This is a genomic window from Arthrobacter sp. NPDC056691 (assembly GCF_042791415.1).
GTDB lineage: Bacteria > Actinomycetota > Actinomycetes > Actinomycetales > Micrococcaceae > Arthrobacter.
In genome coordinates, this window is sequence record NZ_JBHTXX010000022.1 from 24146 (window position 1) to 50463 (window position 26318).

At 63.1% G+C, this 26318-nt stretch carries 24 protein-coding genes and 1 pseudogene; 14 read left to right on the forward strand and 11 right to left on the reverse strand.

Annotation, left to right across the window (positions count from 1 at the left end; all coding sequences use genetic code 11):
• Nucleotides 1-145: 145 nt before the first annotated feature.
• The 4 genes from ACFRAU_RS16750 to ACFRAU_RS16765 all read left to right on the forward strand — a co-directional run bounded on the left by ACFRAU_RS16750 (nucleotide 146) and on the right by ACFRAU_RS16765 (nucleotide 5077).
• Nucleotides 146-1216, forward strand: a complete 1071-nt coding sequence (locus tag ACFRAU_RS16750) for an isocitrate/isopropylmalate dehydrogenase family protein (protein WP_378000777.1) — start codon at nucleotides 146-148, stop codon at nucleotides 1214-1216.
• 132 nt (nucleotides 1217-1348) lie between these two features.
• A complete protein-coding gene (locus ACFRAU_RS16755; RefSeq protein WP_378000778.1) occupies nucleotides 1349-2338 on the forward strand; it encodes an NAD(P)-dependent oxidoreductase in 990 nt (329 codons plus the stop codon).
• A 358-nt stretch (nucleotides 2339-2696) separates the two neighbouring features.
• Complete coding sequence (gene istA / locus ACFRAU_RS16760; protein ID WP_378000779.1) at nucleotides 2697-4310, forward strand: IS21 family transposase; 1614 nt, start codon at nucleotides 2697-2699, stop codon at nucleotides 4308-4310.
• On the forward strand, nucleotides 4310-5077 hold the full coding sequence (locus ACFRAU_RS16765; RefSeq protein ID WP_378000780.1) for an ATP-binding protein: 768 nt from the start codon (nucleotides 4310-4312) through the stop codon (nucleotides 5075-5077). The genes istA and ACFRAU_RS16765 overlap by 1 nt, the downstream gene beginning before the upstream one ends.
• A gap of 376 nt (nucleotides 5078-5453) precedes the next feature.
• Here ACFRAU_RS16765 and ACFRAU_RS16770 read toward each other — a convergent pair whose 3' ends face one another.
• The 6 genes from ACFRAU_RS16770 to ACFRAU_RS16795 form a co-directional block, all read right to left on the reverse strand.
• Nucleotides 5454-5612: a hypothetical protein gene (locus tag ACFRAU_RS16770; RefSeq protein WP_378000781.1), complete on the reverse strand. Its 159-nt coding sequence runs from the start codon at nucleotides 5610-5612 to the stop codon at nucleotides 5454-5456.
• Nucleotides 5613-5897: 285 nt separating this feature from the next.
• Nucleotides 5898-6110 carry a hypothetical protein gene (locus ACFRAU_RS16775; RefSeq protein WP_378000782.1) on the reverse strand — a complete coding sequence of 71 codons (213 nt, stop codon included), beginning with the start codon at nucleotides 6108-6110 and terminating at the stop codon, nucleotides 5898-5900.
• Nucleotides 6092-6376: a hypothetical protein gene (locus tag ACFRAU_RS16780; RefSeq protein WP_378000783.1), complete on the reverse strand. Its 285-nt coding sequence runs from the start codon at nucleotides 6374-6376 to the stop codon at nucleotides 6092-6094. Before ACFRAU_RS16780 ends, ACFRAU_RS16775 begins: the two co-directional genes overlap by 19 nt.
• A gap of 168 nt (nucleotides 6377-6544) precedes the next feature.
• Nucleotides 6545-7618 (reverse strand): LLM class flavin-dependent oxidoreductase, encoded by a 1074-nt coding sequence (locus ACFRAU_RS16785; protein ID WP_378000784.1) that lies wholly within the window; start codon nucleotides 7616-7618, stop codon nucleotides 6545-6547.
• A gap of 180 nt (nucleotides 7619-7798) precedes the next feature.
• Nucleotides 7799-7936 (reverse strand): hypothetical protein, encoded by a 138-nt coding sequence (locus ACFRAU_RS16790; RefSeq protein ID WP_378000785.1) that lies wholly within the window; start codon nucleotides 7934-7936, stop codon nucleotides 7799-7801.
• Between the two features lie 98 nt (nucleotides 7937-8034).
• A complete protein-coding gene (locus ACFRAU_RS16795; protein WP_378000786.1) occupies nucleotides 8035-8211 on the reverse strand; it encodes a hypothetical protein in 177 nt (58 codons plus the stop codon).
• 699 nt (nucleotides 8212-8910) lie between these two features.
• Between ACFRAU_RS16795 and ACFRAU_RS16800 the strand changes: the two genes are divergently transcribed.
• Nucleotides 8911-9513, forward strand: a complete 603-nt coding sequence (locus ACFRAU_RS16800) for a TetR/AcrR family transcriptional regulator (protein ID WP_378000787.1) — start codon at nucleotides 8911-8913, stop codon at nucleotides 9511-9513.
• Between the two features lie 31 nt (nucleotides 9514-9544).
• Entirely contained in the window at nucleotides 9545-9952 is a 408-nt protein-coding gene (locus ACFRAU_RS16805; protein ID WP_378000788.1) for a VOC family protein, read from the forward strand.
• A 948-nt stretch (nucleotides 9953-10900) separates the two neighbouring features.
• Here ACFRAU_RS16805 and ACFRAU_RS16810 read toward each other — a convergent pair.
• The gene (locus ACFRAU_RS16810; protein ID WP_378000789.1) at nucleotides 10901-11410 is read right to left on the reverse strand and encodes a MarR family winged helix-turn-helix transcriptional regulator; all 510 of its coding nucleotides are present in this window, start codon (nucleotides 11408-11410) and stop codon (nucleotides 10901-10903) included.
• A gap of 88 nt (nucleotides 11411-11498) precedes the next feature.
• Between ACFRAU_RS16810 and ACFRAU_RS16815 the strand changes: the two genes are divergently transcribed.
• Nucleotides 11499-12290, forward strand: a complete 792-nt coding sequence (locus tag ACFRAU_RS16815) for an SDR family NAD(P)-dependent oxidoreductase (RefSeq protein ID WP_378000790.1) — start codon at nucleotides 11499-11501, stop codon at nucleotides 12288-12290.
• 392 nt (nucleotides 12291-12682) lie between these two features.
• Here the strand turns inward: ACFRAU_RS16815 and ACFRAU_RS16820 are convergent, their stop codons facing one another.
• The 4 genes from ACFRAU_RS16820 to ACFRAU_RS16835 are packed head-to-tail and all read right to left on the reverse strand — an operon-like array spanning nucleotide 12683 to nucleotide 16683.
• Complete coding sequence (locus ACFRAU_RS16820) at nucleotides 12683-13660, reverse strand: PDR/VanB family oxidoreductase (RefSeq protein WP_377997967.1); 978 nt, start codon at nucleotides 13658-13660, stop codon at nucleotides 12683-12685.
• Nucleotides 13650-14177 (reverse strand): hypothetical protein, encoded by a 528-nt coding sequence (locus ACFRAU_RS16825; RefSeq protein ID WP_377997966.1) that lies wholly within the window; start codon nucleotides 14175-14177, stop codon nucleotides 13650-13652. Before ACFRAU_RS16825 ends, ACFRAU_RS16820 begins: the two co-directional genes overlap by 11 nt.
• Before the next feature lie 29 nt (nucleotides 14178-14206).
• Nucleotides 14207-15376, reverse strand: coding sequence for a zinc-binding dehydrogenase (locus ACFRAU_RS16830; protein WP_378000791.1), 1170 nt, complete (start codon nucleotides 15374-15376; stop codon nucleotides 14207-14209).
• 23 nt (nucleotides 15377-15399) lie between these two features.
• Nucleotides 15400-16683: a Rieske 2Fe-2S domain-containing protein gene (locus tag ACFRAU_RS16835; RefSeq protein ID WP_378000792.1), complete on the reverse strand. Its 1284-nt coding sequence runs from the start codon at nucleotides 16681-16683 to the stop codon at nucleotides 15400-15402.
• Nucleotides 16684-16859: 176 nt separating this feature from the next.
• Between ACFRAU_RS16835 and ACFRAU_RS16840 the strand changes: the two genes are divergently transcribed.
• The 7 genes and pseudogenes from ACFRAU_RS16840 to ACFRAU_RS16870 all read left to right on the forward strand — a co-directional run bounded on the left by ACFRAU_RS16840 (nucleotide 16860) and on the right by ACFRAU_RS16870 (nucleotide 26109).
• Nucleotides 16860-18443 carry an IclR family transcriptional regulator C-terminal domain-containing protein gene (locus tag ACFRAU_RS16840; protein WP_378000793.1) on the forward strand — a complete coding sequence of 528 codons (1584 nt, stop codon included), beginning with the start codon at nucleotides 16860-16862 and terminating at the stop codon, nucleotides 18441-18443.
• 142 nt (nucleotides 18444-18585) lie between these two features.
• Nucleotides 18586-19869 (forward strand): MFS transporter, encoded by a 1284-nt coding sequence (locus tag ACFRAU_RS16845; protein WP_378000794.1) that lies wholly within the window; start codon nucleotides 18586-18588, stop codon nucleotides 19867-19869.
• A gap of 340 nt (nucleotides 19870-20209) precedes the next feature.
• The gene (locus ACFRAU_RS16850) at nucleotides 20210-21034 is read left to right on the forward strand and encodes a TerC family protein (protein ID WP_378000795.1); all 825 of its coding nucleotides are present in this window, start codon (nucleotides 20210-20212) and stop codon (nucleotides 21032-21034) included.
• Between the two features lie 260 nt (nucleotides 21035-21294).
• Nucleotides 21295-22347, forward strand: a complete 1053-nt coding sequence (locus ACFRAU_RS16855; RefSeq protein ID WP_378000796.1) for a helix-turn-helix domain-containing protein — start codon at nucleotides 21295-21297, stop codon at nucleotides 22345-22347.
• Nucleotides 22348-23774: 1427 nt separating this feature from the next.
• Nucleotides 23775-25097 (forward strand): diguanylate cyclase domain-containing protein, encoded by a 1323-nt coding sequence (locus tag ACFRAU_RS16860; protein WP_378000797.1) that lies wholly within the window; start codon nucleotides 23775-23777, stop codon nucleotides 25095-25097.
• A gap of 16 nt (nucleotides 25098-25113) precedes the next feature.
• Nucleotides 25114-25164: pseudogene (locus ACFRAU_RS16865) on the forward strand (hypothetical protein); the annotation flags it as partial.
• 120 nt (nucleotides 25165-25284) lie between these two features.
• Entirely contained in the window at nucleotides 25285-26109 is an 825-nt protein-coding gene (locus ACFRAU_RS16870) for an EAL domain-containing protein (RefSeq protein WP_378000827.1), read from the forward strand.
• Nucleotides 26110-26318: the final 209 nt, after the last annotated feature.

Here is a 26318-nt window from a genome sequence, read left to right on the forward strand (position 1 = left end):
TCCGCTGCTATCGTCTTCCCACTTAGCAAATAGATCTTCCCACTTGGTGGGATTTCCGGGTGGAAGTTGCCGCTAGAGGCAAAGCTTTCGACCCCGGGTGACCAAGCTGCGCGGAAGCGCTCGTGATCAGCAAGGCAGGAAAATCATGGCTCACTATGACATCGCCGTCATCCCCGGAGACGGAATCGGACCTGAGGTCGTTGAAGCGGCTCTGTCCGTACTGAAGGAATGCGAAACCCGATACGGGCTGAACCTCAACTACACGTTCTACGACTTCAGTGCCGACCTGTACCGGCGTACCGGAAGAAAAATCACCGTTGCCGACATGGACGAGATCGGCAAACAGGACGCTGTACTGTTCGGCGCGATGGGTCTGCCGGACGTCCGCGGCCCGGAAGGACTCGAACTGGGCGCACAGGTTGAAATGCGCGCCCACTACGGGCTCTTTTCAAGCCTGCGGCCGGTCCGGCTTTTTCCGGGAGTCGAGAGCCCCGTCAAGGCGAAGAACGTTGACATGCTCGTCATCCGTGAAACGTCCGAAGGGATGTTCGCCGGCCTGGCCGACCACCATGAGCACAGTGACGAGAGTGCCAGCGACCGCATGACCATCACCCGGGCCACCTGCGAGAAGCTTTTCGACGTCGCATTTTCCCAGGCGCGGACGCGCCGCAAGCGGGGAACCCCGGGGCACGTGACATTGCTGCATAAATCCAATGCCCTGCGCAGCAACGTCCTCATGGAGAAAGTGTTCGACGAAGTCGCCGCCAAAAACTCCGATATCGGAAGTGCAAAGTACTACATCGACGCAGGATCGATGTACATGGTGACGGACCCGGAACGGTACGACGTCGTCGTCTCTGAGAACATTTTCGGCGACATCGTTTCGGAGATCGCAGCCGGCCTCGTCGGCGGCCTTGGCGTAGCACCCTCTGCCGACGTCAGCCTCACCCATGGCGTGTTCCAGCCGTCCCACGGCAGCGCCCCGGACATAGCGGGCAAGGGAATCGCAAACCCAACCGCGATGATCCTCTCCGCCGCCATGATGCTGGAATGGCTGGGCGAGCGACACGGCGACGACCTCTGCACCCATGCAGCACAAAACATTCAGAGCGCAGTAAAGGCAGCACTGGCAACAGGACCCCTGGCACGCGACCTGGGAGGAACAGCCGCAACTCAGGACGTACTCGACACCGTCGTAAAAGCCTTGCCGGCATAACTCACAGGCGGGCGGCCGGCACACCGGCCGCCCCCGTGACGGGCGAATAACCCTTCGCAGGCACCTCGTGCCCTGCTCAGCAGACTGTCATGTCGCCGTCGACAGACATTGACCCAAGAAAGATGCGGACAGATGACCTACAAGGTTCTATTCGTAAATCCACTGAAGGATTACATCGACCGTCTCCTGGATTCGACGCCGGAGGGCTTCGAAGTGAAAGTGATGCCGCTAGAGGCAGATCTTTCGGAGATCTGCCGTGAAGCCGCCGACGCGGACTTCCTTATCTCCGGCGTCGATGTTCCCGAAGAGGTGTTCCGGGCTGCAACGAACGTGCAGTTTATTCAATACATGAGTTCCGGCTACGGACAGCTCCCGCTCGACGTCCTGGACGACCTGGGTGTTCCGGTGGCCCAGATGAAGACCCATTCCATCTCGGTCGCCGAGCACGCGCTTACGCTGATGCTGACGGTGCTGCGCCGGATTCCTGCCTCCACGCAGCTGCTGCGCGAGGGAAAATGGCGCGAAGACCTGGATGAGACGTCCTATTCCGAGCTTTACAACAAGACAGTCGGCATTGTCGGGCTGGGGAACATCGGACGCTGGGTCGGCAAGATCGTTCACCACGGCTTTGGCGCCAACGTGGTTTTCTATGACAATGCTGAGATCCCGCTGACCGTTTCGGAAATGATCCCCGCCCGACCCGTCCCGTTGGAGGAGCTGATGGCGGTATCCGACGTCGTCTGCCTGAGCCTTCCGCTCAATGCGCAATCAAACAAGTTGATCGGGCGCGACGAGCTTGCCCTGATGAAGCGGGGCGGCGTTCTGGTCAACGTCGGCCGCGGCGAAGTCGTGGACCAGGACGCACTCATCGAAAGCCTGCGCGAGCGGCGCATCACGGGGGCCGGGCTTGATGTTTACGAGAAGGAGCCGTTGGACACCGCCAGCGAGCTGGTCAATATGGAACACGTGGTCTGCACCCCTCACATGGCAGGCGTCGGCTGGGAAAACGTCCAGCGCCGGATCGCTACCGTATGGCAGAACTTCGACGCAGTCCTGCGCGGTGACATTCCGAGTGGGGTTGTCACGGCGTCGAAGCGGGCGATGAGCGCCGTGGCCCCCTAAGTGCCCGTATTTCTGCGCTTTCTGCGCGGGATCGAACTGGCGTGTGCAGGAAATTTGATCCACCAGGTGCCGGTCATGCTTCGACGTCATGTTCGGCGGCCCCTTGGCGCGCACTCGGAGTGCGCCCCAAGCCATCTGGTTAGCCATTTGACGGCGTCCATGGCTACCTCTGACAGCAGCAAATATCGATGCCTTACGTTGCCGCTGTGCAGAACTGGCAGATAGCGTTAGTTGGTACTGGCGTTCCGGGTTGTTGGTACTGCTGTTCCGGTGAGTTGGTACTGTCGTGGCCTGTGGGTGCTGCGCTGTGGGTGAGGCGGTGCATTGGGCGCCGCCTTTTCCTATGTGAGGAGGCAGCATGGCCGATTTCAAGGCCATTATGACCCTGGCCGTTGCTGGTCGCAGCTATGACGAGATCGTCGCGAGGGCGGGGTGTTCACGCCGTGACGTGGCTGCGGCGAAGAAGATGATCGCGGCTTACGGCTTCACGGCCGGGCAGGTCGGGGCGATGTCCCCGCAGGAGATCGCGAGGTTGTTTCCCGATGGCCGTAAGAGGGTCACGGAGGCATACGAACGCCCGGATTTTGATCGGGTGCTGGCCTCGATGAGGGAGAACCGGCATTTCACCCTTCAGCAGGCCTGGAGCAGGTATTTGGCTTCGGGCACCGCGAACGGCGGGAAGAAGTACGGGTATTCACAGTATTGCGCCCTGTTCGCCGAGCATGCCCGCGTGACCGATGTCGTGGCGACACTGCGCCACGAGCCGGGCCGGGCGATGCTGGTGGACTGGGCCGGGGACACCCTGGAAGTGGTGGACGCGGTCACCGGGGAGGTGACCGGGGTGTATCTGTTCGTGGCGGTGCTGCCGTATTCCGGGGCGGTGTTCTGCCATGGGTACACGGACATGACATCGGCGTCCTGGATTGCCGCCCATGTGGCGGCTTTCTCGTTCTATGGTGGGGTTCCGCAGCTGGTGGTCCCGGACAATCCGGCGACGTCGACCCATCGGCCGAAGCGGGGCGAGTCGGCCCGGGTGCTCAACGCCCGGTACCAGCAGCTGGCCGAGCACTATTCGACGGGGATCGTGCCGGCCAGGGCGAAACGACCTCGCGATAAGGCCGCGGCCGAGTCGGCGGTGAACGTGGTGAACAAGCGGGTGATCGGTTATCTGGCCGAGGAGGTTTTCACCACGGTGCAGGCCCTGAACGAGGCGATCGGGGCCCGGCTGGTCGAGATCAACGAGCGGATTCCCCGGGCCGATGGCTGCACCCGGTGGGAACGGTTCACCGCCGATAAGTCCGGCCTGCTCCAGGCGCTGCCGGCCGACGGGTTCGACTCGGTGGAATGGAAGCAGCTCAAGGTCGGACGGAATTACCACGTCAGCTGCGATTCCCAGCATTACTCGGTGCCCTACACCTATGCCGGGCAGCTGCTGCGGGTCCGGGTCACGTCCACGACGGTGACCGTCTTCGACGGGGACCAGGTGATTTGTGAGCATGTCCGACGGCAGGGCCGGAAGGGCCAGTATTCGACCGATGCCGGGCATGCCCCGACCCGGCACCGGGGTATCGACGGGCTGTGGTCCAAGCGGTGGTTCACGGACCGGGCGCGGGGTTTCGGGCCGGCCACGGAGGCGGTCATCGCCGGGATCATCGACCGGCACACTGTGGAGGCCCAAGGCTATCTGGACTGCCAGAACATCCTGGAGTCCCTGGGCAAGCGGAACAAGGCCCGTCTGGAGGCAGCCTGTCAGGTCCTGCTCGACACCGGTCAGGGCCCGGGAACCTACAGCACGATCAAGCGGATCATGGCCACCATTGACTCCGACACCAAGAAGCCCAGAACAATCACACCGGCGGCGGCCACCCGCAAACCCGCCGGCGGCGCCGATCCCGGCGCAGGCATCGGGGCGGCGGTGCATGTGCGCTCGGCCGAGCACTACCGGCGCGGCGGACAGGGAGGCCAGGGCTGATGTTTACCAGCGAGGACCACGAGAAATTCCGGACCCTGCGCATCGCGCACCTGGCCGTGCGGTTCGAGGAACTGGTCACCGACGAGGCCAATGACGAGCTCACTCCCGAGCAGATCTTCCTCACCGCGGTGGACGACGCACTCCAACAGCGCCGGGCCCACCGGATCGACAAGCTCATCCGGGCCGCAAGGTTCCCCATCCCGCAAGCCTCGGTCGCCGAGATCAACTACCAGGAAGGACGCGGGATCACCCCGGTCCGGATGAAGCGCTACGCCGCCCACCAATGGCGCCAGGACCCCACGAACCTGCTGGTCATCTCCCCGACCGGTGGCGGCAAGACCTACCTGGCCTGCGCGATCGGGATCGCCGCCTGCCAGAGCGGACACACCGTCGCCTACACCCGGATGGACGACCTCGCCCGCCGACTGGTCATCGCCCGCGGTGACGGCATCGGCCACCAGAAGCTGCTCAACGAGCTCTCGGACGTGGATCTGCTGGTCATCGATGACTTCCTCACCGTGGGCATCGACCCCGAAGCGGCCAACGACCTCTTCGCGGTCCTGGCCAACCGGGAACATCGCCTGCCCACGCTCATCGCGTCGCAGTCCGGTCCGGCCTACTGGGTCGAGGCCCTACCGGACCGGGTGGCCGCGGACTCGATCGTGAACCGGCTGGCCAACAACGCCCGCCAACTCAACCTCGGCGATGTGGACATGCGACAGCTCCGGGACGACAGGGCCCGTGCCCAGCCGGACCACTGGGAATAGACACCACCCAGGACATGGTGCCGGCCCCGAGCAGACCAGCGAAGGGCCGGTACCAAGTTCCCAGAACCTCAGTACCAACTACCCAGACCAGCAGTACCAACAGAAGCTATCTGCCACAGAACGATAAGCCTTATTCGGCTGGCGAGGGTTCTGATCATGGTCTCAATGATTGTTCTGACCATGAGATGTTCGAAGGAGGCCGTAAGCCATGACCATCGCTGAGTCCCAGCCCGTGGTTTGCCCCGTACAGAAAAGCGCGGCCAGCGTCGCCCGGTTCGAGTCCCACCTCGGGCACAGTGTTTTCCCTGTTCAGGGGCTTTTTAGCCTCTGACTGGTGCACATGTTGTGTTGTGAAGGGCCCCTTCGGGGGCCTTTTTTATTGGCGGCTGGTGGTGTGGCCGGTTGCCTCCTTGCCTGGTTCTTGTGCTGGAGTGTTTGCTCTTTGGTACCTGTTCATAGACGTTGTTGGGTTGGCCAACATGATCTGAGAACGTTCGGCGGAAAATTTCTTTTCTGCTCGATGTTGGTTGTTCATCTCGCTCCTCCTTTTCGGTTGTGGTGGACTGTTCTGCTCGTTCATGGTCGGCCTTTGGTGGAACTGCATGACCTTCTCCGGGTTGGGAGGAACCTGTCGCGTGCTGTGCCGTTGCCTGTTTTTGCTTCCACGACTGTTCATGGCAGGGCGTCCGGCTGGCTGCATGACTGTTGGGGCTCTGTGAGGGTAGCGTTATCCGTTCTCGCTGAGGACGGCTTCATTGTCGCCAGGCGGAGAAGCGCTGGTGGGACACGGCGCGGTATTCGGCCACGGTTGCTGTGACTCTTAGGAACTGTCGGTGTGTGGGGTAGGCGCTGGGCGCATGGCCTCCGCGTCGAGTTCCAGCGCGATTTTCTCGTCCTCGGTCAGCAGGCGCACTGTCTCCTCGAAAAGGTCCACGCCGGCAGCCCAGTTGTCCCACCGGCCGTCGCTGCGAATGGTGCCGGTGGTGGAGCCCGGAGACCGGACCGCCGCGGCGATCAGGATGGCGGTGACCACGACGTCGTAGGGCCGGTTCTCTGTCGTGCAGAACGTGCACATGTCGGGGTGGGCGGCGCTTTGATGCCGCGCAGGTGAAAGGTCTCGTAGGCCTCCCCGGCAGCCTTGAAGCCGTTCAGTCGGATTCCGTCCTTTTCGTTCAGGATTGGCGGTCCCTGGCCGGCCGGGCCGCAGATGGTTACCGTGGAGGCTTCGATGATCTTCCTGGCATCGGCGATGACGTCGGCGGTGGCCGTAAGGCCTGGGAAGTAGTGGGCGTAACCCATGGGCATCTTCCTGTCCGGTTCTGCCCCAACCTATCGCGCCCCATAGATCACCTGTCGCGCTAACGCACCTGACTGCCATGCCTGGCGACGGGGCTCACCCCGAGGTACTTACCCGGTAGCAGCGTCCGACGACGGAACCGGCACCCGCCGCATGCCCTCGGCGTTGTCCTATGTGGGGGCCGGCCCATCCGGGGCGGACCGGCTCCCGGCGGGCGTCCATCCCAGGGCCGGACCCAATCTGCCGGCGATGTCGGTGAGGATCTGGATGTAATCCTCGTGGTCAAAGCTGAAGGGCAGTGCGAACGCCACTTCGTTGACTTCCTGGAATCCTGCGTGCGCGTAGAGCTGTTCGGCGATTTCCTCGCTGGTGCCAATGAGATCCGGGGCGAACAGCATGCCCTTTGGCCCCTGCGGCGCCCGTGTGCGGGGAGTGCGTTCATCGACGTACCGCTGGTACTTCTCCCGCTGATCCTGCGAAGCCGAATCGGTCGGGATCACCACCAGGCCCTGCGACACCCGGGCCGGTCCCTGCGCTTGTGCTGAGGTCGCGGCGGCCTCACGGTAGGCACGGATCTGCGATTGCTGAATCCGGGCAAAGTCCGGTTCCTGGCCAGTTTCGGGGAAGACCACGCTGCTGGAGAGCAGGTTGAAGCCGTTCGCCCCGGCCCAGACGGCCGACTTCCTGCTGGCCGCCCCATACCAAAGGCGGTCCCGCAGCCCGGGTGAGTGCGGCTCGACGCGGCCGGAGAATTCCTCGACTACGCCTTGTTTGCCGGAAAAGTCCCGCACCGTTTCCCCGGCGATCAGACGCGCGAGCCGGTCCACGCGGGCATAGCTGAAGTCCTCCGACTCCGAGGAATCCGGGTACAGGCTGTGCTTGACCGTGTCGTAGTGCATCGGTTCCCCCACGCTCAGCCCCGGGTTGATCCGTCCCCCGGCCAGGAGATCCACGGTGGCCAGGTCCTCGGCCAGGCGCAAGGGGTTTTCCCAGCCCAGCGGGGTCACCGCGGTTCCAAGCTCGATCCGGGAGGTGCGCTGGCTGGCTGCGGCCATCACCGCAACGGGGGAGGAGATGCCGAACTGCAGATGGCGGTGGCGCAGCCAGGCACTGTCGAATCCGAGCCGCTCGCCAAGTTCGATGATCTGCAACGTGGATTCGTGGCCCGGGGCGGGATCCGCCGGATCGAACAGGCCAATGGTGAGGAATCCAAGCTTGCGCAAGGGACGTGGGCGGTCGGGCATGGGCATCCTTCAGGACGGCGTGCGGATCTGTCTCAGAATATGCCCCCGCACCGGGCGGTTCTTTTCACCATGACGGGACGTGAACCTTTGTCATAGGCATGGGCAAATATCAATGGTCATCTGCTTTAGGGAGATTCCTCCCGGGCTTCGAGGCAGAGGAAACGGCGGCGAAGGGATTACTCAATGAGGGCACTGGCTGACGGCGACGCGGAAGCGGCCAGCAAAGGCAATCGTCAGCCTGAAGGTCACCTCCCCGATGGCCGGGGCGAGGTCCGGAACACCATCTGCACCGACGTGGTGGCAGCAGACGTGAGTCACCTGGTGCCCCTTTTGTCCGGGCATCGTACGGCGACCAAGAGGGGCGGCCCCCGCGACCACCGGTTCCGGTGGCCGGGGGCGGGCACCCATCAGGTTATTTAGAAGAACGCGTCCCTCACCGCTGCGATCAGCGGTGGGGCGAAGACCGCGATGGTGTACCAGAACGACGCGACGACGACCGCGACGGCCACGCCGATCACAACCCAAAAGGACACTGCCGATCCCGGCCGCACCGAGGTCCTGCCTCCGCCTGCCCGGTCAAATTTTTCCGCCATGATGCCCTCCCGGGGCTGACTTCTGTGACGCACTCAAGGTAGCCGGCCAGGGTGGGAAATTCGGGGGACCCAGCCGCGCGTTTGCCGTGAATCCGCGGCCCGGACACGTCCGGTTCGCAGCAACAGGAGCCGCGCGCGATTCCGGGAGGGGCAGGGAATCAGCGGGGATGGGCTGCCGTGAAAGCGCGGGCCGCGGCCAGGACCGCCTGTGCCGCCTCATCTGTCCGTGCCTCACGCAAAAGCCTGGCACGTGGAGCATCGTCCAGTCGGGGGTTCATGCCCTGTAAACCAGGCCTGCACCACGCCCACGCGGTGGCCGCCTCGAAGATGACAACCCAGCCATGCTCGAGCGCTTCGTCTTCGATTTCCCCTGGCATTGCCGTCTTGCCGATGCCGCGGGGACCCGTGAAGATGGACAGCAAAACCTCGCGGCCCCGGGCCCATTGTCGACGCTCTCGGCGAAGTCCTGAAGCATGTCAGCACGGCCAATAAGAAGCGGAGGCCGGGCACCCGCAGTCGACCTGAACGGATTCTTCACTGCCACCGTTTACGCGGCTATGCAGTTTCTAAAGCCTTTATATTCCTTGTATCGCCGTCTCGATCGAGGGCGGTTCCGGCGTCCGCGCGGCCACGATTCGCACTGCACCCTGGGCAATCAGATACTTGTGCATATCGATACTCCAGCGTATCGTTACGGGTATGAGCAGCACTACTCGTCTCCCGCCGGGGAGGAAACTCGACCGCTCACGCGATGCGGCCATCCTGGATGCAACCCTGTCACTCCTGGCTGAACTCGGCTACGAGGCCACCACGGTGGACGCGGTCGCGGCTCGTGCGGGCACCGTCCGCGCTACGGTGTACCGGCGGTGGCCAACCAAGATCGCCCTCGCGATCGCCGCGGTTGCACACCTCGGCAGCGTCGATGCCGGCAGCGCCGTACTTCCTGACACCGGTAATCTCCGCGATGACCTGTTAGCGACCATCGTCCCGATGTCCGCGGAGGAGCAGCAGCTCCGGATCGACGTCATGAGCACGCTCGCCGACGCAGGCCGCACGGAACCTGAGCTGGCCGCTCTGACCGCCGGCGCAGGTCTCGAGCCGTGGGTCGAGGTCAGCCGATCCCTCCTTCGCCGCGCTGTCGCCCGCGGTGAATACCCCAGCGGCGACATCGAGACACTCGCGACGGTGATCCCCACCATGTGCCTCTACCGCATCGCCGTGCAACATGAACCGATCACCAAAGCGTTCGCCATCCGTCTCATTGACGACATCGTCCTCCCCGCACTGCGTGGACGAAGCTGACCCCCGACACCAGTTCAAAAGGAGCCCAGTCATGACTGTTTCCGTAACCCCGCACCTCAACTTCCGCGGCCAGGCACGACAGGCGCTGGATTTCTACCAAACCGTGTTCGGCGGTGAAGTCGCCGCCGCAACCTACGCAGACACACACCAGGTCCAGGACCCCGCCCAGGCCGACGCCGTCGCCTTCGGGCAGCTGACCGCACCGAACGGCTTCCGACTGATGGCATACGATGTCCAGACCGCCAAGCCCTACGAGGCCGGGAGAAATCCCTTCTATCTCACGCTGCACGGCGACGACCAAGCCGAGATCAAAGAGCAGTGGCACCGCCTCGCAGATGGCGGGACCGTATTGACCGGCCTGGGCCCAAGCGCCTTTGCCCCCCTCTACGGCATGCTCACCGACCGATTCGGCACCACCTGGATCATCGGAGCCGACTGACCCGCCGCCGACAACGCCCTCTGAAGGACCGTTAAGCCGTCCCGCCAGGTCTCAGTCGATCGCTCGGGGCGACAGCAGTGGCGGCCGGCAGGAAGAGGATAGGCAAACCCAGGATGGGTCGCCCTGGGCGTAGATCCTGCATTGAGCGTTGGCGTTCGTGAATTGCACTCTCCGTTTGACCTTCCAATAGTCACGCCTCTTCTGGGGTAGACCGCGTCCCGGGTCCTTCGTCATGAGATCCAGGCCAAAGCAGCCGCACTGGCGAGGATGAAACAGCACCATCAGCAGCCTCGTGCGGCTGCGGATTTTGGAGCCGGTTCGCGAAGAAGCCTCTCCACGACACGAGGCGGGGCCAAGACCAGCTATCGATGTGCGGTTCCCTGACGTTTGACCGTTCTTGTAGGGAGGCAGGTCCGCAGGGTTTCGGATGTCGCGGATGTGGGCAAGCAGCGCCAAAACCTGGGCGCCCTGGGTTCGCGGCCAGATGAACCAGCAGGACTCACGTGCTTCAGTGGTGAGTGAGACGGGTGTCCGTTCTCAAGGTAGCTGTCAGTGGCGACATAGAAACTGACAGGTTGGATGAGACAGCTCCTGGCGGGTTCTTTCTCATGCATGTTGTCAGTTCCGTAAACCAGTCAAGGGTTTGCACCGGGCCCGGCCAACGTCGTGGTCGGCACAGCAAGGGCAAGCGCCAGCTGACAACTTGACTCAGAAATGCCCAAAATCCGTCGACTGACACCTCGGCTGAGAAAACTGACAGCTGAGATGAGAACGGACAACGGGGTCCCTCATCTACTTCTACTCGTCCTTGACCGCCGACAATGGGGATTCCGTCATCCCAAGAGCCCCTTACCGCAAGGGGCGAAAGGCACGGCCGGGCCGGAGGAAGAAGACCTCTTCCCTCGGCCGCCAACCCGTCCCGGGCCTGGGTCCCGCTCGACTCGCTAATCAGAGTCGGACGGGAAGGGCCGTGGTGGGTGGCTGCCACCCCTCCTGCTCCCGGATGGCTCGTTGGATCCGCATACTGATCTCGCGGAGGTGACGCCGTTGGGCGTTTGTGAGCGGTTCGAGGACTAATTCGGTGACCGTCCGGGCTTGTACGGGGTTGGCCTTTTCGAGCATCTCAAGCCCGGCCTCGGTCAGGGTGGCCAGGGTAGACCGCCCATCCAAGGGGTCCCGAGAGCGCTGTACCAGGCCCCTGCCTTCAACCCGCGAAATGGCCCGGGACAGCCGCGAGAGGGAGCTGTTGGCATAACTGGCCAGAACGGTCATCCTCAGCGCGTGCTCCGGCGCGTGAGCCAGTGCGAACAGGATGCCGTACTCGAAGTGCGTGAGATCGAAGTCGCGAACTAGTGCGGCGTCGAGGGCGGGCGGCAACCACTCCAGTACCGTCGCAAGGGCCGCCCATGTCGCTAGGTCATCCCCTTCAAGACGGATCGATGTGGTGGAATCACTCATCCCCACAGGCTACAGGTTTTACTTGACTGGGCAAGCAAGCTGCGACTACTTTTGCTTGACTGAGCAAGTAAAAGTAAGGGTTACGACCATGGATATGCAGCTGGCAAACAAACGCGCCTTCATTAGCGGCTCAACACAGGGAATCGGGTATTCGATCGCGAAGGCACTTCTACGGGAGGGCGCAGCGGTGGTTATCAACGGCCGAGAGGACAGCCGGGTCAAACAGGCGGTGAAGGACCTTGAAGCCGAGGTGCCCGGAGGGAGCGTGGCGGGCATCGCGGCGGACTTCACGGAGGCCACCCAGGTGCAGCGCCTGCTCGCTACGCTCGGCGGTGTCGACATTCTGGTCAACAACGTCGGCCTCTTCGAGCTGAAGCCTTTCGCCGAAATATCCGACGAGGACTGGGCGCACTATTTTGAGGTGAACGTGATGAGCGGAGTCCGCCTGTCCCGGCACCTGCTGCCGGGAATGGTCGACGAAGGCTGGGGCCGGATCATCTTCATAGGCAGCGAATCCGGAGTAAACATACCCGCTGACATGACGCATTACGGCGTGACCAAAGCAGGGATGCTCGCCCTGGGTAACGGCCTGGCCAAGCTCACCCGAGGTACCGGCGTGACGGTCAACACAATCCTGGGCGGCCCGACCTACTCAAACGGCGTCGCCAATACTGTCCGCGACATCGCCGAAGCGCAGGGCTTCGCCACAGAAGATCTGAAGGCCGCCATCATTGGCGGGAACAAAACCTCGCTCCTTGAGCGCTTCATCGAGCCTGACGAAATCGCCAACCTCATCGTCTACCTGGCGAGCCCGCTCTCCTCTGCCACGAACGGAGCTGCCGTGCGGGCTGACGGCGGAGTACTGCCCACAATGCTCTGAGCGGCGGACGAACTGCCTCGCGACACAGCAGTGCGAAAGCACCGCTGACCGGGTCGTGGGCGCTCAGCCACACCCGCCGGGGCGGCATCCAGCGTTGCAAAACGACCGCCTTTTTTCTGATCAAGAGCCTGACGGGCTGCACTAGGACGCCGCCCGTGGCGTCCTCTGCCGGAATCCCGTGCTCCAGAATCGAGCTGAGTTTCCTGCGATTTTGTTGATGTGCGTGAATGCCAAGCCCCTGTACGCCAGCCTTCAGTCCGCGCAGAGTGCGGTTGCCGGGGTAGGTAAGCGGCCAAAAGACGGGCATGGTCGTAGCGTGACCGCCGGCAAGGAGGCGTACAGGGACAGGTCGGCGGCGGGCCTGCGGTGTGCGAATAACGCGCGACGGGACTCTAGGCGTCCAGAACGAGTTTGGGGCATTTGGAGCGGCTGACGCATATGAACATGGTGTCGTTCCTGGCCCGTTCCTTTTCGGAGAGGATGGTGTCGCGGTGGTCGACGTCGCCTTCGAGGACTTTTGTTTCGCAGGTACCGCAGAATCCTTCTTCGCAGGAGGACATGAAAGAGGGGTTCACTTCGAGCACGACATCCAGAACGGACTTTTCCGGTGGAACGACAAGCGTGCAGCCGGATTGCCGCAGTTCAATTTCAAAGGCGGCGTCTGCCGCTGCTTCCGATATTTCCTCGGTGCCGGTGGGCGGCTTGGCTGCGGAGAAGCGTTCCGCGTGGAAGGCGTCGGCGCCCAGTGTGGCGGCGGTCGCGTTTTGAAGGTCGGTCAGGAGCCGTTCCGGTCCGCAGGCGTATACGGCTGTTCCGGCGGGCGCGTTCGTGATCTCGGTGACCAGATCGGCGCGGCCTCGCTCGTCCCGGGGGTAAAGCGCCAGGGAGTCTCCCATGGTCTCCTGGAGTTCGTCGATGAACGCCATGGTTTGGCGGCTGGATCCGCAGTAGATGAGTCGGGTGCTTTTGCCTGCTGCCATGAGTTCCCGTGCCATGGCCAGGATGGGAGTGATGCCGATCCCCCCTGCGACCAGGAGGTAGTGGGCGGCACCATCCTCGATACTGAAATGGTTGCGTGGTCCGCGCGCTGTCAGTGTTGTGCCGAGCCGGGTCCCGGAGTGGAGTTCCTCGGACCCTCCGCGCCCATCGGTCTCGCGAAGGACTGCGAGACGGTATTTCCGGAGGTTCCGGGGGTCAGAGCACAGGCTGTACTGCCGCACCAGGCCCGAGGGGAGGACAATGTCCACGTGGGCGCCGGGCTGCCATTCGGGCAGTGTGCTGCCGTCCGGCGGGGCCAGTTCGAGGGACATGACACCTGCGGATTCCTGGCGCATGCCCGTCACAACGAGGTCAAAGGTGTCAGTGGACATGGCTGGCTCCGGTAGTGGGGTGCTGGAAGAGTTTGCCGGGAATGGCTTCCCTGGTTCCGCCTTTGAGGACTTCGATGAAGTCGCGCGCGAGGTCTGTTTTTCGCACGGTGACGAGCATGTCGAGTTCACGGCGGAGCACGGTCATGGATGTCGAACCGGGTTCGGAATCCCAGCCGCCGACGCTGACCAGGACGCCCGCGAGAAGGGTTCCCTGGTTCCGCCCGGCAGTGGCGATGGCCTGAACGAAACTGTCCGGAACCTCTTCGAGCCGGGATCCGAGGAATACCATCATGTCTGTGCTGGCCGCGAGGTCGCTGAGGGTTTCTGTGGCGAGGCGGGTCCCGGTTTCGTCGATGGCCCGGAGGAGTGCACCGTCGGGATGGTTTGCCGGTGCCGCGACCAGGACTTCCCGCAGGCCGGCGCCGGCCATTGACGAGACGAGTGCCGCGCCCGAGGGCCCGAGGGGGACGAGCAGGATGCGGGCCTTATAGTAGGCGCGCGACGTTAGATGTGTCATGGGTTCTCCTTAGCTTGGGTTGTCGCTGTTCAGAGCGAAGGTCGAACGACGACGTGCGGACTGCTGGGCCCTGACCGGTCCAGCAAAGTTCGGAAGAGTTCGTCGACGCCGTCGAGCCCGACCTCAATACTGGGCACGTGTTCCAGGCCGATGTTTCCGGCGGCAAGGAGTTCGATGCTCCTGGTGAGGGCCTGCGGCGAACGGCCGCGTACGCCGACGACGCCGGACGCCCCCCGCACCAGGGTCTTCAGGTTCACTTCTGCTACGGGGGTGTCCCCGAGTCCGGCCAGGACCAGACGTCCCAGTTTCCGGAGGTGTTCCGTGGTTTGGAGGGCTGGTCCACCAAGGCCGACCGTATCGACGATGACATCGAATCCGGTGGCCTTGCCGTGCCGGCCCAAGGCCGTCGAAGTTGATGAGGCGTCATCGTTGACGACGATGGAGGCGCCCATGGCCTCTGCGATCTCCAGGCGGTCCCGGCTGGTGCGCGAGTTGCGTCCGAGCACGACGATCTCGTGTGCGCCGGATGCCCTGGCGGCCGCCACGGCGGCGATGCCGTGGTAGCCCGGTCCGATGATGGCGACGCGCGAGCCACTCGTGGCGCCACCGATGTTAATGACCCAATCAACCGTGTTGGCGAAGGGTTGGGTCCACGCGGCGAGGTTCGGGTCCAGGTCCCGGGGCAGCTTGTGCAGCACTGTCCGGGCTGACAGTTCCATGTATTCCGCGTTGCCGCCGTGAAGACCGGAACCCTCATGGAGTCCCAGCATTCCTACCCGGCGCTGCCCGCCCCACAGATCCGCGTCCGGGCAGAAACGGTACATGTCCGGCTGCAGGCAGGCAGCGCAGGTGGCCCGCCCGCAGGGCAGGTATTCCTCCAGGGCCACCCTGTCGCCGACCTCGACGTCCCACGACCACTGCATGACCGGGGTGATGGAGACGATTTCGCCAATGACGTGGTGGCCCATCACTGTGGGATGGCCCAGGCCCTGCTGGTACAGGTCCAGGTCGGTCCCGCACAGCGCGGAGGATTCCACCTTGAGCCAGCCTGCGGCGTTCGTGGCCAGTCCCGGGTCCATCGCCTGGACCGTGGTGGTCGAATCAGGCAACGAGACAGCGGCCCTGACGGCATCGGGAAGGGGCGCTGCCAGCATCGCGGCCGGGTCCGAAGACACAACCATGGAACTGTGCTCTTTCATGCGGAACTCCTGGTTGGTTCGGTCTAGATGGATACGAAGTCGGTTCCCGGGACTACCTGGATGGCCTGCTGGGCACCCTCGTGGAATGGCACGTCCTTGGGGAGCAGCACGGACGTCGAGCGGACACGCTGGTCTGCGGTGTCGAGGCCCGGGAGGGCCTCGTCCTCCATGGAGTCCAGTGCTGCGAGCAGGCGGCGCCGCGCCAGGATGATGGCGGCGTCGGAGGTGCCCAACCGCTCCTTGGTGCGGTCCGCCATGTCGCCCATGCTTTCCTGCAGGGAGAAGTCCTGCGCGGCGATGCCCTCGATGCCCGAGAAGGTTTTGTTCTGCTTCTGGGCCTCGCGGTCCATGAGGTAGTCGTTGTCTTTGTTGGCGAGGGTCCGATAGGTTCCGGGGATGTATTTGGCGTGGATGCCGTCGCCGTTACGCATCTGCTCGAGTTCGTCCTCGCGCAGGTCGCGGGTCGGGTGGTAGTTCCAGGACCAGGCCCAGCAGGTGGTGTCGTCGATCGGGACCCAGGCGTGGCCGCCCATGGGGTTGTGGGTGCCGAAGGGGGGAATGATCGTGTAGAAGGGCATGATCCACTGGGTGATGCGCCAGTAGAACTCCTCCTCGTTCGCGTTGCGCCGGGCTCCGATCAGCAGGCCGCCGTCGCTTTCGGCGACCTCGAACTTCGGGCGGGTGTCCGCCTTGATGTACTCATTGCCGGCCGTTCCGGAGTGCATGGGGTCGTCGTCGAGGTTGAAGCGGTGGGCGAAGGAAACGTGGCTGGAGTCGATGCCGCCCTCCATGGCCTGAAGGTAATTGGTTTCCTGAAGGCGCTTGGAAATGAAGCGCTGCCCATCACCGAGCAGGGCCCACTCAAGCTCCGGCAGGTCGGGCATCTGCTCCGAGGAACCCATGTATGCCCAGAGCACGCCTCCCCGTTCCACGAGGGGATATGACTTCTGCCTGATCCGGCATTTGAACTTGGAGTCTTCAGGCTCGGACGGCATGTCCGTCAGGTTGCCCTCCACGTCGTACTTCCACCCGTGGTAGGCGCACCGGAGGCCGTTTTCCTCATTGCGGCCGAAGTACAGGGAAGCGGTCCGGTGTGCGCAGAACTCGTCCAGCAGGCCCAGCCGGCCGGAAGTGTCCCGGAAGGCTATGAGTTTCTCGCCCAGGAGCTGGACGCGCACCGGGGGGCAGTCCGCCCCGGGGAGTTCTCCGGCGAGGAGGGCGGGGAACCAATAACGCCGGAACAGGCGGCCCATGGGTGTTTCCGGGCCGGTCCGGGTCAGCAGGACGTTCTGTTCTGTAGTGAGCACTGTGGGGCCTTCCTATGTAGGTCGCAATCTTCGTGATGTCCGTTTGCCGCGCGTTTGCGCGCTATTCGGTCAATGAAGTGTTGCATGGGTTTCTTTCGTCGGTCAAGCAGTGCGCGGCGGCGCACCTCCACTGGCCGGACGGGCGATGGTCTAGATTCGAGAGTGTGAATGCATCAATGCCGGTCGCCGCAGAGCTCGCGGCCACAGACCCGGACTATGTGGACTCTCTGGAGCGGGGCCTGTCGGTCCTCAGGGCATTCAGTGCGCGGGAAGAGGCCCTCTCCGTCGCGGACGTGGCATCGCTGGTTGGTATTACGCGCACTGCGGCGCGCAGGTTCGCCCTGACGTTGGAGTACCTGGGCTACGCGGGCCTGTCAGCGGAGGGGTACAGGCTGGTCCCAGGGGTACTCGCGATAGGGGACGCCTACCTTCGCAGCAACCCACTGCCCGATGCCGCCCTCCCGCATCTGGACGAGCTCGTCCAGGCGGTTGGGGAAACAGCCTCCCTGACGGTGCTCCACAAGCGCCGCGTGTATTACACCGCCCGCGTGGCCGCCGACAGGATCGTCACCGCAAACATCACGGTCGGCACCAGCGTCGACGCACACGGCACGGCCACCGGGCGTGTCCTGCTGGGCGACCTCGCTCCCGACGAACTCGAGGACTACCTTTCGGCGGTTGAGCCCGGACCTGGTTTCGATCCGGACTACGTGAGGGAGCGGATCGGGGAAGCGCGTATGCGTGGCTGGACGGTGGCCGATCAGGAGCTGACCCCGGGAATCCGGTCAGTGGCCGTTCCCCTGCATGACCCGGAGGGCCGGATCGTCGCCGCCCTGAACATTGCCGCGCACGCCACGCGCGTGAACATCCAAGTACTCGAGAGCGACTTCGTTCCGCGTCTCCAATCCGCCGCGCAACGGACTGCGGCCGCCCTCTGGCCGGCTTCCGGGGAAGCCCCCGGCAGGTCCCTGATGGCACCCGCGGCCCCCACCCGCCCCGAGGTGCGTCCATCGGATGTCATCCAGTCGGTGGAACGGGGGTTGTGCATTCTCACCGCCTTCGATGAAGGTCATCCGGCCATGAACCTGGCACAGATATCCGAGCGGTGCCGGCTCCCGCGCTCGGCAGCGCGTCGCTTCGTGCTGACCCTGGCCTCACTTGGCTACCTCGAACAGCAGGGGCGCAGTTACACCCCGACCCCCCTGGTCCTGGAGCTGGGATACTCCCTACTGTCCCGGCTTTCGCTCGCGGACGTGGCCAAACCCCGCCTCGAAGCATTGGCGCGAAAGCTCGGAGCCTCGGTTTCGATCGGCGTTCTGGACGGCATGGACCTGCGCTACGTAGCCAGGGCCAGCGCACCCAGTCCCTTGATAGTGAACATTCGCCCCGGCACCCGGGTTCCGGCAGAGCGCACGGCCCTGGGCCAGGTTCTCCTGTCCCTCCTGCCCCCCGACGCCCTCAAAGACGCCAGGAGTTCCGCGGGCAGAAACGCGGCAACCAACGGTCTTGCAGACCTCGACGCCACACTGGCGACCGTTCGTGAGCAAGGCTGGAGCTACGTTGACCAATTGCTCGAAGCGGGAATACGCGCCGTCGCAGTCCCCCTTCGAAACCGCCGAGGCGAGGTTGTGGCCGCCATTAGCGCCTCAGTCCACGAGGCCACTATCCCTGACCGGGACATGACCAGGAACTTCCTCCCCCCGCTAAGGGACGCCGCTGACGAGTTCATCACGGATTTGAGGGACGGCCTCAACATCTAGAACGTCCGTTTTACGCGCAATATGGCACCATGCGGACAAAATGCGTTGCTTTCCGTCGCCGAGGGTGGTTATATTCATCACACCCAAATTCTTGTTTTCGCGATGTCCCGCGGCAACGACGCCCCCTCAGAATGGGATACACATGACTACTCTCGGCCCTGCCCGAATCTCCAGCGCCATTGATCAATCCAAGAGCCCCTATCGCTGGCTGGTACTTCTGCTTTGCTGGCTCGCCTTCACCATGACCTCCGTTGACCGCTCGACCTGGGGTCCGGCATCCATCTTCATTGAAGAAGACCTCGGCGTGCCGCTGGCGAGCCTGGGCCTTTTCGCCACCTTCTACTACATCGGATACGTCGTTTCGAACGCCGGAAGCGGATTCCTCACAGATAAGCTCGGCGGCCGCCTCCTCATTTCCGTGTCCCTGGTAGGCGCCGGAGCCTTCATGATGTTTTTCGGCTCCACGACGTCCGCGTGGATCGGAATGGCCGTCCAGGCTGTCATTGGCCTCTTCGCCGGGGCAGAATATGCCGCGGGCATCAAGTTGATCTCCAGCTGGTTCCGTCCCGAGGAGCTCGGCAAAGCCATGGGGATCTACACTTCCGCGACTTCCCTCGGGGTCGTCGTGGCAAACACCGCCGTCCCCTACCTCATTGAGCACTACTCCTGGCACGCCTCCTATCTGCTTTTTGGAGGCATTTCCATCGCCGCCGGCGTCGTCTGCTATACCATGTTGAGGCTTGGCCCGGTCGTCTCCAAGGCCACCCACCGCGCAGAAGGCCGGTCTGTCCTCCTCGAACTGGCGCGCAACAAAAACCTTCTTCTTCTGGCCCTTGCCGGGTTCGGCGGCTTTTGGGGAACCTACGGCTTCATCACCTGGTCCAATGCCCTCATGATCAAAGGGCACGGCATAGACCCCATGGTCGCTGGCGGCATCGTGGCCATCTACGCAACCCTCGGCGTCCTGGGCAAGCCCCTCATCGGCTGGATCGCCGACAAATTCAACGGCGCCCGCAGGGTTCCCGCCATGGTGGTGCTCGGCTGCTTCTCCGTCATGCTCGTCGTCTTCGGCCTGCTGGACAACGCCGTCGCCTTTTTCATCGCTGCCCCGCTGCTCGGACTCGGCGCCTACTGCTACCTTCCGCTCATCGTGGCCCTCGTACCGCGGCTCGTGAGCAGCCGCGTCGTCGGCAGCGCCGCCGGAATGACCAACGCCATGTGGCAGATCGGAAGCGTCCTTGTCCCCTTGGCGGTCGGCGCCGTCTTCGCCGCCTCCGACAACTCCTTCATGGCAGCCCTGATCACGCTCGCAGCAGGACCCTTCCTCGGCATGATCATCATGTACTTCGTCAACGAACGCCCTGACGACGTGGAAATCGCCGTAAAGGCCGAAGCAGAAGCCCAGACCGCGGAAAACGCTGCTTAGCAACCCGCTCAGCGCCGGCCCTGACCAAGTCCTTTGATAAGCAAATGTGCTGGTCAGGGTCGGCGCTTTGCCGGGCTTGCATTGTCCCTTTCCCGCTCGACCATCCATTTTCGCGACCACGGCGGTCAGCGTCCGCAATTCGCATGGCAAGGCGGCTTTCCCGCCACTTCGGTTGATTTCCCAACTCCGATAATCGAGATTCCGGCAACCGGAATTTGCCCCGTTCCTGTTCCAGGAAATAACGTCGGTTACACTTCGTAAGTGGACTTAGCATTTGAACTGACACCGGACCTTGCCGTTGCTTTCGTTACGCTTTTCGTGCTGGAAATAGTTTTTGGGGGTGGACAATGTCATCTTCATCTCGATCCTGGCCAGCAAGCTGCCCGTGGAGCAGCAGGCCAAAGCCCGCAACCTTGGCCTGACCCTGGGGATGCTGATGCGGGTCGTGCTGCTGTTCGCTGCGTCATGGATCATCAGCCTGACAAACGATCTGTTCGAACTCTTCGGGAAGGGTTTTTCAGGCAGGGACCTGATCCTGATTTTCGGCGGCCTTTTCCTGGTCTACAAGGCGGTCACCGAGATCCATGAAAAACTCGAAGGACGCGAGTCCCACGGCCCGGGCCGGGTTAGCAGCGTGACGTTTGGTGCCGTGCTGACCCAGATCATCCTGCTGGACATGGTGTTTTCCTTCGATTCGGTCATCACCGCCGTCGGCATGGTCGACAACCTCCTGGTCATAGTCGCCGCGGTCCTGCTCTCGTTCAGCGTCATGCTGTTCTCCGCGAAGTTCATTTTCTCCTTCGTGAACCGGCACCCCACCGTAAAGATGCTGGCCCTGGCCTTCCTGGTGCTGATCGGAACGTTCCTCATTGCCGACGGTTTCGAGGTCAAGATCGATAAGGCCCTGATCTACGGCCCGATGGCCTTCGCGATCATCGTCGAAGCCCTGAACCTGACCTACAAACGACGCCAGGAAAAACTTTCAGGCGAACCCATCGAACCGGTCCACCTCCGCCACGCCTACTCCAAAGCCGATGACCACGAAGCCATCGCCGCTGCCACATCAACCGGCCCCGAAGCCGGGGAAGTCTGCCTCTCCCGCAAGCCCGTGACCGGCCGGATCGTCGACGGCGACGGTCACCAGGAACCTGCAGGCCTCGGATAGGCCGAACACGGGAGGTGGGCATCTTCCGTGTTTAATCAGGCGGTTCTGCGCAGGAGTGATGTGCCCATCTCCCATGGTTTGCGCACGAATTGTTTGTCGGCGAATGGTTTGATAGTTTTCTCTCATCCTCCCGGCGGGTGTACCCCCGAATGCCTGCCGGGGGGACCGCCGCCGGAGGTCCCCCCGGGTGAAGTAATACTGGACAGGCTGTCCCTGCAGATCAAAGCCGGGGTTTTCGTTCTTCACAGCGGGAAGGTTCCATGGGATACATCGTTGCCTCCGCCGATGACGCTGGCGGGCTGGGTCCGGAGGAACTGCAAGGTGGGCAGATCCGACGCTACGGCGTTCCGGCCCGGCTGAATCCGGAAGAGCGGTTTGAACACTGGCGCACCTGGTACGGCACTGCAGTTGATACTCCCATGCGGCTTGAAAAAGTCGACAGCCCGGTGCGCCGTAATTTCAATCCAACCGCTTCAACGCTGTGTGGTCCTGGTTTCAGCATTGTCGAGCTCGTCAACGAGCCAGTGGCTGGCTACTGGAACCGGGATTCATGTTCCGGCGACATAAGGCTTGTCCATTTCAAGGCTTCATCGGCCGAATTCAACTTCTCGGGACGCTCAGAAGTGATCTCTCCTGGCACGGTAAGGTTCCTGGATCTTTCTTCCGGCGGCGGATTCACCGCGCCCGCCGGATTGGCCACGGTGCAGCTCAACATCGATCGTAGCCTGCTTGGCCTGGACGAAAAGTCAGTAAAACGGCTGCAGAGAATGACCGACGTCCGGGAGAACCCGATGGTCCGGGGATTGCTTCTTCCCTGGTTGTCGGACTGGCAGCGCACGGGAATTGAGCGGGCGGTACACCGGCTCGGGCCGGTGGCCAGGTCCATGATGGTGGCCCTGATCAGTTCCTTGCTGGAAGAACCCGCCGCGGGCGACCTCAAACCGGCACGCCTGGCGGCGATCAAGAAGTTCATCCACAGGAACTACAGAAACCAAGACCTTGATGTGGACGCTGTGGTGGCTTACTCGTTCCTTTCCCGCCGAGCCCTGTACTACCTCTTCGAAGATGAATATCTGCCCGTGAAGGGGTACATCCGGATGCTCCGGACCCTGGAGGCACTCGATCTCCTCACTGACCCCAACTCCCGGAGACGTTCCCTGGCGGGCATGGCAGAGGCCAGCGGATTCAAGACCCTGCAAGCCATGCGGCGTGCCGTCAAAGAGTGCACTGGCTCCTCGCTAAGGGACGTGCAGGAGAATCCCGAAGCACTGCGAAGCCGCGCGCATGAGCTCAGGAAACTGATCGGGACTTAGAGCGGATGCCTGGCATTTTGCGCGGCGGCGCTGCCCGCGACTGCTCGAAGTCCCCTCCCCGCCACGGAAACGGGGGCGTTCCATGCTTTGACCCGGTTGCGGATGTCTGCAACCGGGCTTCATCGGGAGCGCTGGCCGGGATCGGGCCATCTCCTGGACTTGTGACTTCCTATCCACGCTGAGCAGTATGCGGCCGCAACGCTCGGCCACGGCGACGTCGTCAAACTCTCCGCATTGACCGGCACGATGCATGAGCAGATCGCCAACGCGGGGCGGATTCTCCTGGCCAGCCGCTCCGGCGCCACACGTTCCGCATCCGGCCAGTCCGCGCAATGTCTTTGGCCTCGTCCAGCCTTCGCCACACCCCTTCGACAATTGCGGAACCGGCCGGCCCAGGGGATTGGCACGGAAGACCCGCCGCTCCAAGCACAGTGGGAAACAGGGCGCGGTTGGTGCGTGGCCGCTTCCTGGCAGTGGTTATGCCAATGAATTGCACGAGCGGCCTCATTATGGTTCAAAGATTGCACGAACTGAAAGGTGCCGCCCGGCGCTCCCGGCGTCACCAGCCGTAGGATTTTAGAGAGCCGCCGATGGTGGTAGCCGGAACGGGAACGATAGCGTTTTACCTCTCATCGGGGTCAGACGTGGTTGGGCAGGATTTAGGCATGCAACTAGCGACTAGTGACCCGCGGGTTCGGTAAGGCCTCGAATTGAGGCGGACATCGTGGCACCAACTCCCCAGCATGAGAGAGGGCGGTACGGCAGAGTGATCATGGCCATGGAGACCGGTGTGTACTACGTCACGGGGGACAAGCCGCGGTTGGTCAACGAGGACCTGGGAAGAGCCGTCGAGTTACTCCAGGGGGACGCCATGAATGAGGGCAGGCATGGCATCCTGGTAACGCGGCATTCTGCTGGGTCCTTCAGCGTGGCCGTGAGCGCCGATGTGCCCTATGGGCTGACGCGGGAATCATGCGAGATGGGGATACCTCACTCGTGACTGGAAGCCAAGATCCTGAATCCATGAAAGCTGCATTTGAGTTCATTCCGGAGGGAAGCCATGTGGATCTGTTCAGCCACGGCCATCATATTGGGAGTGGCGTCATTGATGAGTGGATGCCAGATGGTTCATCGTTTTGGATCTGGCTCGATAATGGAGCGGGCAGGCGCAGTGTACATATGAGTGACGTTGTAAATATCGTCGCTTCTGCCCCGGACCGTGACAGTTGGGCAAGGCGTGCGTGACAACCGGGGTGTGCGGCCGGGGCTTTTCACTGGCTGCATCCATGGCCAGATGTCCCGCTTTCCGCAAGATGTGATTGCTTGCGCGGTGCTTGGATGCACTAATTCCGGCTCAGACTCCGTGGCGACTGGAGGCGGCCTTACACCTCTATATGCGGAGGCCGGGATGGATGGGTTGAGGGTTGATGCACGGTGACACGGCCGTGGGGTCCCGCGGCCGGCGCAGCTGGGGCCGGGATGTTTGGTTCATATGTGGTGCCCTTCTTGTCGCTGCCGCCGCATACGCGGCAGGGGTGATTCTCCGGGGCACGAAAGATTTCAGCTTCTTTGTTGACGGGGTGCTGGGCCTGCCGGCGGTAGTCCTGCCTGCGGCAGTCGGGTGGCTCATGGTGCACCGCTTGAAGGGCCAGCGGCCGGAGATCGTCCTGGCAGCCTTCGCGCTGTCGTGCCACGCTGCCGGGACCATCTACTACGTGGTGGTCTCGGCCGCCGGTGAGAACGTACCACTGCCTTCCCCTGCGGACATCGGCTACGTCGGGTTTTATCTCCTGATGTTCGCGGCCCTGGTTGCTACGGTGAGGCGCCAAATGCGGGACATGGCAGGCCCTGTGATCCTGGACAGTGTCGTCGGAGGGTCCGGGGCCGCGGCCTTTCTCGCGGTCGTTCTGGACCCTGTGTTGAGTTCGGCGTTTGAGGGGCCACACTCTGGTGCGGCGGTCCTCGGCGCAGCGTACCCCTTGATGGATTTGCTGCTCGTCGCCGCCACTATCGCCATAGCGGCCACGGCAGGACGAAACGTGGGCCGTGGGTGGGGACTGCTGGTCCTGGGGCTCCTGATCCACACCGGGGCCGACATCGTGCACGCCCTGTTGGAACTCAACGATCTTTATGTCGTAGGGACGCCGCTGGACGCCGCTTGGGCGCTCGGCGCTGCGCTGATCGCCTGCTGGACCGTGGTTCAGAGCCGAAGCGGCGCACCAGCCATGAGACGCAGCCGGGAGATACCGGTGCAGGCTGTGCCGGCTCTTGCCACACTTGCGGGTCTGGGAGTCCTGATCCTGGCCACACAACAGCAGGTCACGGTGCTGGCCGTGGTCCTGGCAAGCCTCACGCTGGCGCTGGCTGCGCTGCCGATGGTATTCCGGCAGAGAATCCGGTTGCTGGACGCGACCCGTCAGGCACGGACGGATGAACTGACAGGGCTTCCCAACCGGCGTGCCCTGTACGGTGAGCTGCCCGGACGCCTGGCAACCGCAGCCGGCCGGCCCAGCGCAGTGCTGCTGCTGGACCTGGATAAATTCAAGGAGATTAACGACGGGCTCGGCCACGACGTGGGCGATCGGCTCCTGCAGCAGGTAGCTTCGCGCCTGTCCGGGCAACTGGCGCCGGCCGATCTGCTGACGCGTATGGGCGGTGACGAGTTTGTCGTCCACATCAACGACTGCGTGCCTCATGAAGCCCAAGCGGTCGCGTTAAAAGCTCCGCGAAACACTGGCAGACCCGTATGACCTGGGCGGGATAACCGTGCAGGTCAACGCGAGCATAGGAATTTCGCTGTTTCCGGGGCATGGAGGGGACCTGAGCCTGCTGCTGCGCAAAGCTGACATGGCAATGTACACCGCTAAGTCCACGCGCAGTGGGCACGCAGTGTATTCGGATGGGGACGCGGGACCGGGATCCAGCCAGTGCCACACGGTGCAGGAACTAAATGAGGCCCTCCGGGACAACCAGCTGACCCTGCATTTCCAACCGAAAATCAACCTTGCAACAGGAGAAGTCCGCAGCGCGGAAGCGCTTGTGCGCTGGGAACATCCGGTCCTGGGACTGCTGCAGCCGGACGCCTTCCTAAAACGCTTTGACGAAGCGGGCCTGATGCCGGCCCTGACCGGCGTCGTCTTGGCGAAGGCTCTGGACCAGGCCGCAGTCTGGGCATCCCGGGACCAGCCTCTTTCCGTGGCAGTCAATCTTTCAGCCAGCTCAATCATGGACTCCAAACTGCCGAACCAGGTCGCAGCTATGACCATAGCCCGCGGGCTGTCCCCGTCCGCGCTCATCGTCGAAATCACCGAGGACGTCCTGGTGGCCGACCGCGACCGGGCCCGCACCGTGCTTGCCGCCCTGAAGAACATGGGCGTCAGGATCGCCGTGGATGACTTCGGCAAGGGATACAGCTCCTTGTCCTACCTGCGGGAACTGCCCATCGACGAGCTCAAACTCGACAAGTCCTTCATCCTCACCATGATGGACGACGCCCGCGCAACGGCGTTGGTGGCCTCAACCATCGACATGGCACACAGCCTGGGCCTGGAAATGACCGCAGAGGGCGTGGAAGACAAAGAAACGCTCCGGAGACTCACGGACTACGGCTGTGATCTGGCACAGGGCTACCTCATGTCACGACCCATCCCTGCCGAGCAGATGGACGCCTGGCTCAGCAACCGGACCCCGCGGCCCCTTCCCCGAGGCCACGCGCTCCAAGACGCCGGGCCGGCTCAGGAGATCAGCGACAGCATCGGCTGAGGCGGGGAGAATGAGTGGGGCCACCGAACGGCACGACGTACGCCGGAACTGTCTACCCCCGCCGCGGGCGGTAATTCCATCTCGCAGAAGGATAGGGTTTCGGGACACAAGGGTTATGAAACGCTGCATCCGACCTAGGACCGCTCTCGCCTGCTCAACGGTTACAGGACAGGCCTCCGGAAGCAGATGTGTAACTATCGATTCATGCC